Source organism: Mycobacterium tuberculosis H37Rv (assembly GCF_000195955.2).
Lineage (GTDB): Bacteria > Actinomycetota > Actinomycetes > Mycobacteriales > Mycobacteriaceae > Mycobacterium > Mycobacterium tuberculosis.
Window position 1 is genome coordinate 4,107,130 of sequence record NC_000962.3, and the last position, 13,970, is coordinate 4,121,099.

The window sequence follows — 13,970 nt, forward strand, 5'->3', positions numbered from 1 at the left end:
GTGAAGTGCGGCCTGGCCAGCGCAGCCGACACACTCGCCGGTGACCGTTAGCTACCACGCCACCCAGAGTGCCGGCGAACCGGTGGGACGATGTTTTGGGAACGCTCACACCGTCGTTCGCGATCCGGTGTTGGCTACCCACCGCGACTGCGCTTCCCAAGGGAAGACCTCGCCCGACCGGGCGCTGTTGGCGTGCGGCATCCTCGAGGAGGACCGGTGGTGTCGGCGCTGTGGCGAGGAAGGCAGCCCGCGCGACACCGTGACCAGGAGGTTGACTCACTGGTGTGGGCTGCACCCGGGTGTGAGCGTAGATCACTCATGTCTTAGCCGATGCTGCCGCTTGGATTGCCGCCGTCGTGGCCCAGCGGTGCCCCAACGCGATCCGCCGCGCCGATAAAGCTAACCGGTGCCAACGAACGACGCCACATCGCACATGTCGCTCACGCCAGCCGATCTCCGTTGCCGGCCACCGTAACCGTCAGCACGACTCGGCACAATGCCAGCCGCACGCTGCAAGGCCGACCAACGTGTGATGTGTAGCCTGCAAGACACCGGCTTTCTTGGCTATGACTGCATCCTGGTCAGCGATTGCACTGTGACGACTTTGCCCAGCTCAACCTCTGCCATGCCGGCTGTATCGTCGCGCGGTTAGGCTCACATCCGTGAGTGAGTCCACCCCCGAAGTCTCCTCGTCATACCCGCCGCCAGCGCACTTCGCCGAGCACGCGAACGCCCGCGCCGAGCTTTACCGCGAGGCCGAGGAAGACCGGCTGGCTTTTTGGGCCAAGCAGGCCAACCGACTGTCCTGGACGACGCCGTTCACCGAGGTGTTGGACTGGTCGGGGGCGCCGTTCGCCAAGTGGTTCGTGGGCGGCGAGCTCAACGTCGCCTACAACTGTGTGGATCGTCACGTCGAGGCCGGCCATGGAGATCGGGTCGCCATCCACTGGGAAGGCGAGCCGGTCGGCGACCGGCGCACGCTGACCTATTCCGATCTGCTTGCCGAGGTATCCAAAGCCGCGAACGCGCTCACCGACCTCGGTCTGGTGGCCGGTGACCGCGTCGCCATCTACCTGCCGTTGATCCCTGAGGCCGTGATCGCCATGCTGGCCTGTGCCCGGCTAGGCATCATGCATAGCGTTGTTTTCGGCGGGTTCACCGCTGCGGCCTTGCAGGCCCGGATCGTCGACGCCCAAGCCAAGCTGCTGATCACCGCGGACGGGCAGTTTCGGCGCGGCAAGCCATCGCCCCTCAAGGCGGCCGCTGACGAGGCCCTTGCAGCGATCCCCGACTGCTCGGTCGAGCACGTTCTGGTGGTGCGGCGCACGGGAATTGAGATGGCCTGGAGCGAGGGCCGCGACCTGTGGTGGCACCATGTCGTCGGCTCAGCTTCACCGGCACACACCCCGGAGCCTTTCGATTCCGAGCACCCGCTGTTCCTGCTGTACACGTCAGGCACCACCGGCAAGCCCAAAGGCATTATGCACACCAGCGGCGGCTATCTCACTCAGTGTTGCTACACGATGCGCACCATTTTCGATGTCAAGCCGGACAGCGACGTGTTCTGGTGCACCGCCGACATCGGCTGGGTCACCGGCCACACCTACGGCGTCTACGGCCCGCTGTGCAACGGAGTCACCGAGGTTCTCTACGAGGGCACGCCGGATACCCCCGACCGACACCGGCATTTCCAGATCATCGAAAAATACGGCGTGACAATCTATTACACCGCCCCCACCCTCATCCGGATGTTTATGAAGTGGGGCCGTGAGATCCCCGACAGCCACGACCTGTCCAGCCTGCGGCTGCTGGGGTCGGTCGGCGAACCGATCAACCCCGAGGCTTGGCGTTGGTACCGCGATGTCATCGGCGGCGGACGCACCCCGCTGGTAGACACCTGGTGGCAGACCGAGACCGGCTCCGCGATGATCTCCCCGCTGCCCGGAATCGCTGCGGCCAAACCGGGTTCAGCGATGACGCCGCTGCCCGGGATCTCGGCCAAGATCGTCGACGATCACGGTGATCCGTTGCCACCGCACACCGAGGGCGCCCAGCATGTTACCGGGTACCTCGTCCTAGACCAGCCGTGGCCGTCGATGTTGCGCGGCATCTGGGGCGACCCCGCGCGGTATTGGCACTCTTACTGGTCCAAATTTTCCGACAAGGGCTACTACTTCGCCGGGGACGGCGCTCGCATAGACCCCGACGGCGCGATCTGGGTACTAGGCCGCATCGACGACGTGATGAACGTGTCCGGGCACCGGATCTCGACCGCCGAGGTGGAATCGGCGCTGGTCGCTCACTCTGGCGTGGCCGAGGCGGCGGTGGTCGGGGTTACCGACGAGACCACGACCCAGGCCATCTGTGCGTTCGTCGTGCTACGCGCCAACTACGCCCCCCATGACCGCACAGCCGAAGAGTTGCGCACCGAAGTGGCTCGAGTGATCTCGCCCATCGCACGGCCACGCGACGTCCACGTAGTGCCCGAACTACCCAAGACTCGTAGCGGCAAAATCATGCGTCGACTGCTGCGCGACGTCGCGGAAAACCGTGAGCTTGGCGACACGTCGACGCTGCTCGATCCCACCGTATTCGACGCGATCCGGGCCGCCAAGTAGGTCGCGGCACGATCAACCGGGTCAGCCCAGCCAACTCAGGCCGGTACCGGGACGAATCCCGCGCCCGGCCGGTTCTTGGCGTTGATGTCGGCCAGGTCGGCGTTGATCGACATCACCACCGCCGGGGTGTGCAGCGGGATGTATTTGGTGATGCAACTCGGCAGATTGTCGCTGAATGCGCCGTGGATCATCCCGACCAGCAGATTGTCGACGGTCACCGGCGCACCGGAGTCGCCCGGTCCGCCGCAGACCTGCATCACAAGGGTGCCCGGACTCTCCCCTGGCCCCCAGGTAACCCCGCACGAGTTACCGGTGGTGCGGCCCTGCTTGCAGGCGATCTGGCCGAACGACGGGTCCGGGCCAATGCCGTTGATCGCAAACCCGTTGAAGACGGCCACCGGGGTCACCTTGGCCGGGTCGAACTTGATCACCGCGTAGTCCAGGCCGTCGTTGCCGGCGACCATGATGCCTACCGGGCCCGCGTTCTCGGCACCCTCAGCGGCGATCTGCGCGCCCGGGCCCCCACAGTGGGCGGAAGTGAAGCCGATGAGGTCACCGTTCTTGTCATGGCCGATGGTGGTTAGGGTGCACATGGTGTCCCCGTTGACGACGATGCCCGCACCACCGCCCAGCGGTAGCTTGTCGTCGGCTGCCGCGGTGTTCGCAGGTAGGCACACAACGGCCAAAAGCACGGCCGCGAATGCCGCGGCAAAGCGCCTGTGCGCCGTCTGCAACGCAATGCTCCCGTCATATCGTCAGACACTTGAGAACAGATCCGCCAGTTTAGACGATCGCACCGCAACATCGGCCTCTGTTCAAACGGCCGCACACGTCAAGACGTGGCTAACTCTGTCCCGCCGCCCTTGGTGTTGGCTGGCCTCGTATGGCACCGCACCGCATGGCAACATGAACCGCGATGCCAGCCGAACCGCTCGGCGACGATGCGGGCCGGATGACGGCCCGAGGAGGAGCCGAGCAATCGAACCGAGCTCGGCGACGATGCGGGCCGGATGACGGCCTAGGGTGGGGTACCGCCGCTGGCGAGGGCGAGCCGAGCAATCGAATCGAGAGGACCGTCTGTGAGCAAGATCGATCGCAAGAACGGTGTGCCCAGCACGCTGACCACGATTCCGTTGGCCGACCCGCACGCCGGACCTGCTGAGCCGTCGATCGGTGACCTGATCAAAGACGCGACAACGCAGATGTCGACGCTGGTCCGAGCCGAGGTCGAGCTGGCCCGCGCCGAGATCACCCGGGACGTCAAGAAGGGACTGACCGGCAGTGTTTTCTTCATCTCCTCGCTGGTGGTCGGGTTCTACTCCACCTTCTTTTTCTTCTTTTTCGTCGCCGAACTGCTCGATACCTGGATCTGGCGCTGGGTGGCTTTCTTGCTCGTGTTCGCCATAATGGTCGTGGTCACCGCCGTGTTGGCCCTCTTGGGTTTCCTGAAAGTCCGGCGCATCCGGGGACCGCGGCAGACCATTGCGTCGGTCAAAGAGACGCGCACCGCACTTACCCCGGGCCATGACAAAACCCCTGTGACACCAAAACCCGTGACATCTGATCGCGCGACGCCGGTTGACCCCTCGGGTTGGTAGATGGCGGCACCAGATCCGTCGATGACCCGCATCGCCGGGCCATGGCGTCATCTGGACGTGCACGCCAACGGCATCCGATTCCACGTCGTCGAGGCTGTGCCGTCCGGCCAGCCGGAGGGCCCGGATGCGGCTACGCCCCCCATGCAGCCGGCCCTGGCGAGGCCGCTGGTCATACTGCTCCATGGTTTCGGCTCGTTCTGGTGGTCCTGGCGTCATCAGTTGTGCGGCCTGACCGGGGCGCGGGTGGTCGCGGTCGATCTGCGCGGCTACGGCGGCAGCGACAAACCGCCCCGCGGGTACGACGGCTGGACGCTGGCCGGCGATACGGCCGGTCTCATCCGTGCGCTCGGGCACCCATCGGCGACGCTGGTCGGCCACGCCGATGGCGGACTGGCCTGCTGGACCACCGCGCTGCTGCATTCGCGGCTGGTGCGCGCCATAGCGCTGATCAGCTCACCGCACCCCGCCGCGCTACGGCGATCCACGCTGACCCGGCGTGATCAGCGGCACGCACTGTTACCGACATTGCTGCGTTACCAGCTGCCGATCTGGCCGGAGCGCTTGCTGACCCGCAACAACGCAGCGGAGATCGAGCGCCTCGTGCGCGCCCGTGGCTGCGCCAAATGGCTTGCATCCGAGGACTTCTCGCAAGCAATCGACCACCTTCGACAGGCGATCCAGATCCCGGCGGCGGCGCATTGCGCACTCGAGTACCAGCGCTGGGCGGTGCGCAGCCAGCTGCGCAGCGAAGGGCGGCGATTCATCAGGGCGATGACACAGCAACTGGGGATGCCGCTGCTGCACTTACGAGGCGACGCCGACCCTTACGTGCTGGCCGACCCGGTAGAGCGCACCCAGCGCTACGCACCACACGGGCGGTACATATCCATTGCCGGCGCAGGACATTTCAGTCACGAAGAGGCGCCGGAGGAAGTCAACCGACATCTGATGCGTTTCCTCGAGCAGGTGCACCAGCTCAGCTGACGCAGGCCCCGGTGCCGACCGGTTGGGTAGCACCGATTTTGGCAAGCTGCCCCGCCACCTCGCCGGCCGTCAGCACAAACCCAGTTTCGGCGTCGTCGATGGCTGCGCCGAACACCACACCGAGCACCTGACCGTTGAGGTCGATCAGGGGCCCACCCGAATCACCTTGCTCCACATCGGCTCTGATGGTGTACACGTCGCGGGTAACCGGCTCCGGGTCCCCGTAAATATCGGGGCCACTGAGTCTGATGGCCTCGCGAATCCTGGCGGGTGTGGCAGTGAAATTGCCGCCGCCGGGATAACCCAGCACCACAACGTCGGCACCGGTTTTCGCCGGCTCCGCAGCGAAGACCAGCGGCGGCGGCGGCAAGTGCGGAACGGCCAGGATCGCTACGTCGACCGACGGGTCGTAGGACACCACCGTGGCCTCGAAGGGCTTGTCGCCGGCATACACCGTGACGTTGTTGGATCCGGCCACCACGTGCGCGTTGGTCATCACCCGATCGGGTGAGATCACGAAGCCGGTGCCCTCCAACACTTTCTGGCATCTGGGTGCCAGGCTGCGGATTTTGACGACACTTGGCTCGGTGGCCGCCACCACCGGATTGTTGACCAGCGCTGGGTCGGGTGAGGCCACTGGAATGACCGGCGTGCGGCTGAACGGCTCCAAAACCGCGGGCAGGCCGGAGGTGTTCAGCAGGGCCGACAGCCGCTTGGGCACCGTCTTCAGCCAGGTGGGTGCCGCCTCGTTGACCCGGGCGAGCACCCGCGAACCCTTCACCGCGGCAGCCAGCTCGGGCTGCTCTTTCGACTGTGTCAGCGGCATCGCCAACAACCACGCCGCGGTGAGCACCACGACCAGCTGCACCCCTACCCCAATGACCGAGTCGATCAACCGGATCGGCCGGTTACGGATCGCCCCGCGGACGGCGCGGCCCAGCACCACACCAGCGACCTCGCCGACTACGACCAGTGCCAGGATCAGGAACAGCGCGGCAAACAGTTTGGCCCGCGGAGCGCTGATTTGACTGACGATATGCGGCGCCAGCAGCACGCCGGCTGTCGCGCCCAGCAGCACCCCGCCAAACGACAGCATTGAGCCCAGCGCACCGGCACGCCAGCCGGAGATGGCTGCAATAAATGCGACCGCCAAGACGGCGATATCCAGCCACTGCGACGGGGTCATCGAATTCATCGCGGGTCACTCTCGTCGTCGATCAGCACCATTGCCGCGTCCAACTCGCGGATGTCACCGGTGTCCCAGGGTTGTGCCCAGCCCGCGACATCGAGCACCGCGGAAATCACCTGGCCAGTGAAGCCCCATACCAGCATCTGGTTTAACAGGAACGCCGGCCCGGCCCAGCGACGAGTGTGCGGGCGGCGGTACACCATGAGCCGATTGGCCGGATTGATGAAGGCGCGCACCGGTACCCGCGCGACGATCGCCGTTTCGGCCTCGTTGACGACGGCCACCGGCCCGGGATCCGGCGAGTACGCCAGCACCGGGACAACATGGAACCGCGACGGCGCAATGAACGTCCGCTCCATGGTGGCCAGCGGATGCAGCCTGGACGGGTCAATCCCGGTTTCTTCGTTCGCCTCACGCAAGGCGGTGGCCACCGGCCCGTCGTCGGCGGGGTCGACCACACCGCCGGGAAAAGCCGCCTGGCCGGCATGGTGGCGCAATGTCGAGGCCCGCACGGTCAGCAGTAGGTCGGCGTCGTCTGGGACACCACCGTCGCCTGGCCCGGCCTCCGGGCCAGAAAACAGCACCAGAACGGCCGCCTCGCGGTGATCCCGGCGCGACGATGTCATTGCCGACACAGCCCCGGCGGCCGTCACCATCGCTAGCACATCGGCGGGCAACCGACGCCGGTAGGCGTCGGGTATCTGGCCAACGTTGTCGACCAGTGGACGCAGCCAGGACGGGCCGGCATCAGGCCGCAGGGCAACCGTCCCCCGTGAACCGGTGGGGGTCGCTCCCGCTTGCAGGGGGGTACCCCCAGCACTCATCGGCGCCTCCTTTGGGTCCAAAGTTGCCCAGCTCCTCTTCAAGCCGCTAACCCGGCCCACATCACCGCCGAGTGGAGCCCACCTGCTCAGAGCAGGCCGGACCGGCTACGCGGCCCGCACCGCAACCGTACTCATCCCGCGTCGTTCCCGACCGCAGCCACGATCTCGTCGGCACTGCCGAAAGCCCGCGGCAGGGTCTGGGCAACGCTACCGTCCGGCCGCAGAACCACCGTCGCGGGCATCACATTTGCGACCCGCAGCGCGGCCGCCACCCTGCGGCGGTCATCCTGCAGCGTCGGCAACCGGACGCCGAGATCGGCCAGCCGCGACAGCGCGGCCGCCTCGTTCTGGCCCTGATGCACCGTCACGACCAGCACGGCGGGCCCGACCCGTCGTTGATATTCGGCCATCACGGGCAGCTCGGTCATGCACGGCGCGCACCAATGCGCCCACAGATTGATGACCACCCGACGTCCGGCCAGCGCGCGGGCGACGTCGACGGCCGAACCGTCGCCCGCACACACCACCACAACACCGCGTAGTGCCGCCGCGCCCGGACCGTTACCTGCCGCGGGACAGGGCGGCAGGTTTGCGCGCTGCCGGGACCAAGCCAATGCTTCCGGGGTATCGCCGTCGCGATGTTCGCGCGGGGCGGGCCGCTGGCTGATCGTGCTCGAGGCGGAATAGTCATGCAGTTGGGCAACCAGCGCCGCCATCAGCGCTGCCACCACCGCCAGGATCGCGATGGTCCAGCGGGTCTTTCCGGTTAACGTCGTCATTGCGGTCTCAGCGGGGGTTGTTGGCAGGCTTGGCATTACAGTCCAGCCAGGGCCAGCAGGTGATCGGTCTCGGGGCCCTGGACCAGGGGCGCCGCGAGCAGCGGTTCAGTGGGGCCAAGCCCGAAGGAGGGGCAGTCTTTGGCAAGCACACAAACACCACACGCCGGTCTGCGGGCGTGGCACACCCGCCGTCCGTGAAAGATCACTCGGTGGCTGAGCAAGGTCCACTCCTTGCGTTCGATCAGCTCACCGACCGCCTGCTCCACCTTGACCGGGTCCTCTGCGGTGGTCCAGCGCCACCGGCGCACCAATCGTCCGAAATGAGTATCCACCGTGATTCCGGGGATACCGAATGCGTTACCCAGGATGACATTGGCGGTTTTGCGCCCCACCCCGGGCAGCGTCACCAACTTGTCCATGGTGGCCGGCACCTCACCGCCAAACCGCTCAACTAGGGCCTGCCCCAGGCCGATGAGAGAGGCCGCTTTGTTGCGGTAGAAGCCGGTGGGGCGGATGAGGCTCTCGAGCTCGGTGCGATCCGCCTGGGCGTAGTCCCGTGCCGTCCGATACCGCGCGAACAAGGCTGGCGTCGTCAAATTCACCCGTTTGTCGGTGCTCTGCGCCGAAAGTATGGTTGCCACGGCTAGCTCGAGCGGCGTGGTGAAGTCCAGCTCGCAGTATACGTGCGGAAATGCCTGTGCCAAAGCGCGATTCATTCGCCGCGCCCGTCGCACCAAGGCGAGCCGGGTTTCTGCAGACCAGCGCCCGGGCACGTCGGCGGCACGCGCCGCTGGCTTCGATCTGGATGACTTCGCCGCTGTCACCTACGACAGAGTACTGATTTCGTGATCTCACTGAGACCTCGTGTTGATTCGAAGCCATGTTTACTCTCCTTGTGTCATGGTTGCTCGTGGCCTGCGTTCCTGGGTTGTTGATGCTGGCGACCCTCGGGTTGGGACGGCTGGAAAGGTTTCTGGCCCGAGACACGGTCACGGCGACCGACGTCGCGGAGTTTCTCGAGCAGGCCGAGGCCGTGGATGTGCATACGCTCGCTCGGAATGGAATGCCGGAGGCGCTGGATTACCTGCATCGACGTCAAGCCCGGCGAATCACCGATTCACCGCCGCTTGGGTCTGGCGCTGGGCCACGGTATGCCGGGCCGCTGTTTGTCACCGATCTCGATAGCCCCGTCGAGCCACCCCGGCATGGCCAGCCCAATCCGCAGTTTAGAACGGCTCGACACGCAAATCACGTGTAGCGTTGGCACGGCGAACCGGTTGGCCTACCTCTAGACTCTTCTCGTTGGCAAACGGTTAGTGTGCCCGTATCACTTCGTCGGAAAGTTGAAGAGGCAACGTGGACGAGATCCTGGCCAGGGCAGGAATCTTCCAAGGCGTGGAGCCCAGCGCAATCGCCGCACTGACGAAACAGCTGCAGCCCGTCGACTTCCCCCGTGGACACACGGTCTTCGCGGAAGGGGAGCCGGGCGATCGGCTGTACATCATCATCTCGGGGAAGGTCAAGATCGGTCGCCGGGCACCAGACGGCCGAGAAAACCTGTTAACCATCATGGGCCCGTCGGACATGTTCGGCGAGTTGTCGATCTTCGACCCGGGTCCGCGCACGTCCAGCGCGACCACGATCACCGAGGTGCGGGCGGTGTCGATGGACCGCGACGCGCTGCGGTCATGGATCGCCGATCGTCCCGAAATCTCCGAACAGCTGCTGCGGGTGCTGGCCCGCCGGCTGCGCCGCACCAACAACAACCTGGCCGACCTCATCTTCACCGATGTGCCCGGTCGGGTGGCCAAGCAGCTGTTGCAGCTCGCCCAGCGTTTCGGCACCCAGGAAGGTGGCGCATTGCGGGTCACCCACGACCTGACACAGGAAGAAATCGCCCAGCTGGTCGGGGCCTCACGCGAGACGGTGAACAAGGCACTGGCTGATTTCGCTCACCGCGGCTGGATCCGCCTTGAGGGCAAGAGTGTGCTGATCTCTGACTCCGAAAGACTGGCCCGCCGAGCGAGGTAAGCGCGCGCCGCGCGGGCGCAACCGAGCGAGCTAGCTTCCTCACGCCCAGCAGACACAGAGTCGCACGCAAACGACGGATTTTGTGCGATTGTGCGGCTGCTCGCGCTACCGAGTCCGCAGATAGTCCAGTTGTGCCTGCACCGACCATTCGGCCGCATTCCAAAGCTTTTCGTCAACGTCGAGGTAGACGTGTTCGACGACCTCGCGGACCGTGGCGTCGTCACCGAGATCCCGCAACGCGGCGCGTATCTGCTCCAGACGTTCGTGCCGGTGCAGCAGGTATCCCGATGCAATCGCTTCCAGGTCGAGCAAGTCCGGCCCGTGCCCCGGCAGCACGGTCCGCCGGCCCAGGCCACGCAGCCGGTGCAGCGATTCCAAGTAGTCGGCTAGGCTGCCGTCTTCCTTGTCGATGACGGTGGTCCCGCAACCCAACACGGTGTCGGCGGTCAACACGGCGTCGTCGAGGACAAATGACAGCGAATCTGCGGTGTGGCCAGGGGTGGCCAACACGGTAATGGTTAACCCGGCAACGTCGATCACTTCCCCGTCGGTCAGCGTCTCCCCATCACGTCGCAAGAACTGCGGATCCGCGGCCCGTACCGGCGCCCCGGTCAGCGCGACCAGTTTGTCGATGCCGCTGGTGTGGTCGCCATGACGATGACTGATCAGTACCAACGCGATGCGGCCAAGCGCGGCAACCCGTGCCAGGTGCTCGTCGTCGTCCGGGCCTGGATCGACAACGACCAGCTCGTCACTGAGCGGGCCGCGCAGCACCCAGGTGTTGGTGCCGTCCAACGTCAGCAAACCGGGGTTGTCGGCCAACAGGACCGACGCGGTGTCGGTGACCGCGCGCAGCTGGCCGTAGGCGGGATGGGTCAGCGACTCAGCTGTCTTCGACATCGGCCGCTAGCCGACCTCCACGATCAACTCGACTTCCACCGGCGCATCCAACGGTAGCTCGGATACGCCGACCGCCGAACGCGCATGCGCGCCGCTATCGCCGAACACCTCGGCCAGCAGATCGGAGGCCCCGTTGATCACGCTCGGCTGGCCGTGAAACCCCGGTGCCGAAGCGACAAACCCGACGACTTTGACCACCCGGGTCACCGCGTCGAGATCCACCAGCGAATCAACGGCTGCCAGCGCATTGAGCGCGCAGATCCGCGCGAGCGTCTTGCCCTCCTCCGGGTTGACGTCGGCGCCGAGCTTGCCGGTCCGCACCAGCTTGCCTGCCTCCAACGGCAGCTGGCCCGCGGTGTAGACCAGGTTGCCGGTGCGCACAGCTGGAACGTAGGCCGCCAGCGGCGCCGCCACTTGCGGTAGCGTGACACCGAGTTGCCCTAATCGGGCTTTAGCGCTCATTAACCCCGATACCTCCTACTTCGGGCGCTTCAGGTAAGCGACGTGCTGCTCACCGGTGGGCCCGGGCAGCACCGCCACCAGCTCCCAGCCATCGGCTCCCCACTGGTCGAGGATCTGTTTGGTGGCGTGCGTCAACAGCGGGACCGTGGCGTACTCCCATGCGGTGGGTTGGGTCATGACGCGAGCTTATCGGTCGGACTGGACCCGCTCCGCTCAGCCCGGTAGCCCGGAAAGATCGCCAGGCCATCGGGCTAGCATGCCATGGTGGCAACCACATCTAGCGGCGGTAGTTCCGTCGGCTGGCCGTCACGCTTGTCGGGGGTCCGACTGCACCTTGTCACCGGCAAAGGCGGTACCGGGAAGTCGACGATCGCGGCCGCGCTCGCGCTGACGCTGGCAGCGGGCGGCCGCAAAGTCCTACTCGTCGAAGTCGAGGGGCGCCAGGGGATTGCGCAACTCTTCGACGTCCCGCCACTGCCCTACCAGGAACTTAAGATCGCGACCGCCGAGCGCGGCGGCCAGGTCAACGCCTTGGCAATCGACATCGAGGCCGCCTTCCTGGAATACCTCGACATGTTTTACAACCTCGGTATCGCAGGCCGGGCCATGCGCCGTATCGGCGCGGTCGAGTTCGCGACGACGATCGCGCCCGGTCTGCGCGACGTGCTGCTCACCGGCAAGATCAAGGAGACGGTGGTGCGCCTCGACAAGAACAAGCTGCCGGTCTATGATGCAATCGTCGTCGATGCGCCTCCGACCGGGCGCATCGCGCGCTTCCTGGATGTCACCAAGGCGGTGTCCGATCTGGCCAAGGGCGGACCGGTGCATGCGCAAAGCGAAGGCGTGGTGAAGTTACTGCACTCCAACCAGACCGCCATCCATTTGGTCACTCTGTTAGAAGCGCTGCCGGTGCAGGAGACACTGGAAGCCATCGAGGAGCTTGCGCAGATGGAACTGCCGATCGGCAGTGTGATCGTGAACCGCAACATCCCCGCCCATTTGGAGCCTCAGGACTTGGCGAAGGCCGCCGAGGGCGAGGTCGATGCAGACTCGGTGCGGGCCGGGTTGTTGACGGCCGGGGTCAAGCTTCCCGACGCCGATTTCGCCGGCCTGCTTACCGAGACCATCCAGCATGCCACCCGAATCACCGCACGCGCCGAAATCGCACAACAGCTTGACGCCTTGCAGGTTCCGCGATTGGAATTGCCGACGGTCTCTGACGGCGTCGACCTTGGCAGCCTCTACGAGCTCTCGGAATCACTTGCCCAGCAGGGGGTTCGATGAGTGTCACACCGAAGACCCTCGATATGGGCGCAATCCTGGCCGACACATCCAACCGGGTGGTTGTGTGCTGCGGCGCCGGTGGGGTCGGCAAGACCACTACCGCGGCCGCGCTGGCGTTGCGCGCGGCCGAGTATGGCCGCACTGTGGTCGTTTTGACGATTGACCCAGCCAAGCGATTGGCACAAGCACTGGGGATCAACGATCTTGGCAACACACCACAACGCGTGCCATTGGCACCCGAGGTTCCCGGCGAGCTACACGCGATGATGCTCGACATGCGCCGCACGTTTGACGAAATGGTTATGCAATACTCTGGACCCGAACGGGCGCAATCGATTCTGGACAACCAGTTCTATCAGACCGTCGCCACATCGCTTGCCGGCACCCAAGAGTACATGGCTATGGAGAAGCTGGGCCAACTGCTAAGCCAGGACCGCTGGGACCTGATTGTGGTAGACACTCCGCCGTCGCGTAACGCGCTGGACTTCTTAGACGCGCCAAAGCGACTGGGCAGCTTCATGGATAGTCGGCTGTGGAGGCTGTTACTCGCTCCCGGCCGGGGCATCGGGCGGCTGATCACCGGCGTGATGGGATTGGCCATGAAGGCGTTGTCCACCGTGCTCGGTTCCCAGATGCTGGCCGACGCAGCAGCGTTCGTTCAATCGCTGGACGCCACGTTCGGTGGTTTCCGCGAGAAGGCAGACCGCACTTACGCGTTGTTGAAACGGCGCGGCACCCAGTTCGTGGTGGTGTCGGCGGCCGAACCCGACGCACTGCGCGAGGCGTCCTTCTTCGTCGACCGGCTATCGCAGGAGAGCATGCCGCTAGCGGGGCTGGTCTTCAACCGCACGCACCCGATGCTGTGCGCATTGCCGATCGAGCGGGCAATCGACGCCGCCGAAACGTTGGATGCCGAGACCACCGACTCCGACGCCACATCGCTGGCCGCAGCGGTGCTGCGTATCCATGCCGAGCGCGGGCAGACAGCCAAACGGGAGATCCGGCTGCTGTCCCGGTTCACCGGAGCCAACCCCACCGTGCCGGTCGTTGGGGTACCGTCGCTCCCGTTTGACGTCTCTGACCTGGAAGCGCTGCGGGCGCTCGCCGACCAGCTCACCACGGTCGGCAACGATGCGGGCCGCGCAGCGGGCCGCTGAGGAACCGGCCCATCAGTGACGGTCGGCAACGATGCGGGCCGCGCAGCGGGCCGCTGAGGAACCGGCCCATCAGTGACGGTCGGCGACGATGCGGGCCGTACAACATCTGACCGGGATCCGGCTATTGGGCACAAGCCAGTTCCT

The 13,970-nt window shown here is 65.6% G+C and carries 15 protein-coding genes; 7 read left to right on the forward strand and 8 right to left on the reverse strand.

Annotated features, from left to right (window positions below; translation table 11 throughout):
• Positions 1-662: 662 nt before the first annotated feature.
• Complete coding sequence (gene acs / locus Rv3667; protein ID NP_218184.1) at positions 663-2,618, forward strand: acetyl-CoAsynthetase; 1,956 nt, start codon at positions 663-665, stop codon at positions 2,616-2,618.
• A 35-nt stretch (positions 2,619-2,653) separates the two neighbouring features.
• Here acs and Rv3668c read toward each other — a convergent pair whose 3' ends face one another.
• Positions 2,654-3,352 (reverse strand): protease, encoded by a 699-nt coding sequence (locus Rv3668c; protein ID NP_218185.1) that lies wholly within the window; start codon positions 3,350-3,352, stop codon positions 2,654-2,656.
• Between the two features lie 345 nt (positions 3,353-3,697).
• Between Rv3668c and Rv3669 the strand changes: the two genes are divergently transcribed.
• Both Rv3669 and ephE read left to right on the forward strand, forming a co-directional pair.
• Positions 3,698-4,216: a transmembrane protein gene (locus Rv3669; protein NP_218186.1), complete on the forward strand. Its 519-nt coding sequence runs from the start codon at positions 3,698-3,700 to the stop codon at positions 4,214-4,216.
• Positions 4,217-5,200, forward strand: a complete 984-nt coding sequence (gene ephE / locus Rv3670) for an epoxide hydrolase EphE (RefSeq protein ID NP_218187.1) — start codon at positions 4,217-4,219, stop codon at positions 5,198-5,200.
• On the opposite strand, the gene Rv3671c is transcribed toward ephE, so the two are convergent.
• From Rv3671c to nth, 4 genes are all read right to left on the reverse strand, one after another.
• Positions 5,193-6,386, reverse strand: coding sequence for a serine protease (locus Rv3671c; protein ID NP_218188.1), 1,194 nt, complete (start codon positions 6,384-6,386; stop codon positions 5,193-5,195). The genes ephE and Rv3671c overlap by 8 nt on opposite strands.
• A 5-nt stretch (positions 6,387-6,391) precedes the next feature.
• Positions 6,392-7,213 carry a hypothetical protein gene (locus Rv3672c; protein ID NP_218189.1) on the reverse strand — a complete coding sequence of 274 codons (822 nt, stop codon included), beginning with the start codon at positions 7,211-7,213 and terminating at the stop codon, positions 6,392-6,394.
• 131 nt (positions 7,214-7,344) lie between these two features.
• Positions 7,345-8,028 (reverse strand): membrane-anchored thioredoxin-like protein, encoded by a 684-nt coding sequence (locus tag Rv3673c; RefSeq protein ID NP_218190.1) that lies wholly within the window; start codon positions 8,026-8,028, stop codon positions 7,345-7,347.
• Positions 8,028-8,765 carry an endonuclease III gene (gene nth / locus Rv3674c; protein NP_218191.2) on the reverse strand — a complete coding sequence of 246 codons (738 nt, stop codon included), beginning with the start codon at positions 8,763-8,765 and terminating at the stop codon, positions 8,028-8,030. The genes Rv3673c and nth overlap by 1 nt, the downstream gene beginning before the upstream one ends.
• Before the next feature lie 107 nt (positions 8,766-8,872).
• On the opposite strand from nth, the gene Rv3675 reads away from it, so the two are divergent.
• Positions 8,873-9,250, forward strand: a complete 378-nt coding sequence (locus Rv3675; RefSeq protein ID NP_218192.1) for a membrane protein — start codon at positions 8,873-8,875, stop codon at positions 9,248-9,250.
• A 98-nt stretch (positions 9,251-9,348) separates the two neighbouring features.
• A complete protein-coding gene (crp, locus tag Rv3676) occupies positions 9,349-10,023 on the forward strand; it encodes a cAMP receptor protein (RefSeq protein NP_218193.1) in 675 nt (224 codons plus the stop codon).
• 105 nt (positions 10,024-10,128) lie between these two features.
• On the opposite strand, the gene Rv3677c is transcribed toward crp, so the two are convergent.
• The 3 genes from Rv3677c to Rv3678A are packed head-to-tail and all read right to left on the reverse strand — an operon-like array spanning position 10,129 to position 11,562.
• Complete coding sequence (locus Rv3677c) at positions 10,129-10,923, reverse strand: beta lactamase (RefSeq protein ID NP_218194.1); 795 nt, start codon at positions 10,921-10,923, stop codon at positions 10,129-10,131.
• A 6-nt stretch (positions 10,924-10,929) separates the two neighbouring features.
• Positions 10,930-11,385: a hypothetical protein gene (locus tag Rv3678c; protein NP_218195.1), complete on the reverse strand. Its 456-nt coding sequence runs from the start codon at positions 11,383-11,385 to the stop codon at positions 10,930-10,932.
• 15 nt (positions 11,386-11,400) lie between these two features.
• Positions 11,401-11,562 carry a hypothetical protein gene (locus tag Rv3678A; RefSeq protein ID YP_178004.1) on the reverse strand — a complete coding sequence of 54 codons (162 nt, stop codon included), beginning with the start codon at positions 11,560-11,562 and terminating at the stop codon, positions 11,401-11,403.
• Between the two features lie 84 nt (positions 11,563-11,646).
• On the opposite strand from Rv3678A, the gene Rv3679 reads away from it, so the two are divergent.
• Both Rv3679 and Rv3680 read left to right on the forward strand, forming a co-directional pair.
• Positions 11,647-12,669, forward strand: coding sequence for an anion transporter ATPase (locus tag Rv3679; protein NP_218196.1), 1,023 nt, complete (start codon positions 11,647-11,649; stop codon positions 12,667-12,669).
• Positions 12,666-13,826 carry an anion transporter ATPase gene (locus Rv3680; RefSeq protein ID NP_218197.1) on the forward strand — a complete coding sequence of 387 codons (1,161 nt, stop codon included), beginning with the start codon at positions 12,666-12,668 and terminating at the stop codon, positions 13,824-13,826. The genes Rv3679 and Rv3680 overlap by 4 nt, the downstream gene beginning before the upstream one ends.
• The last annotated feature ends 144 nt before the right edge of the window (positions 13,827-13,970 follow it).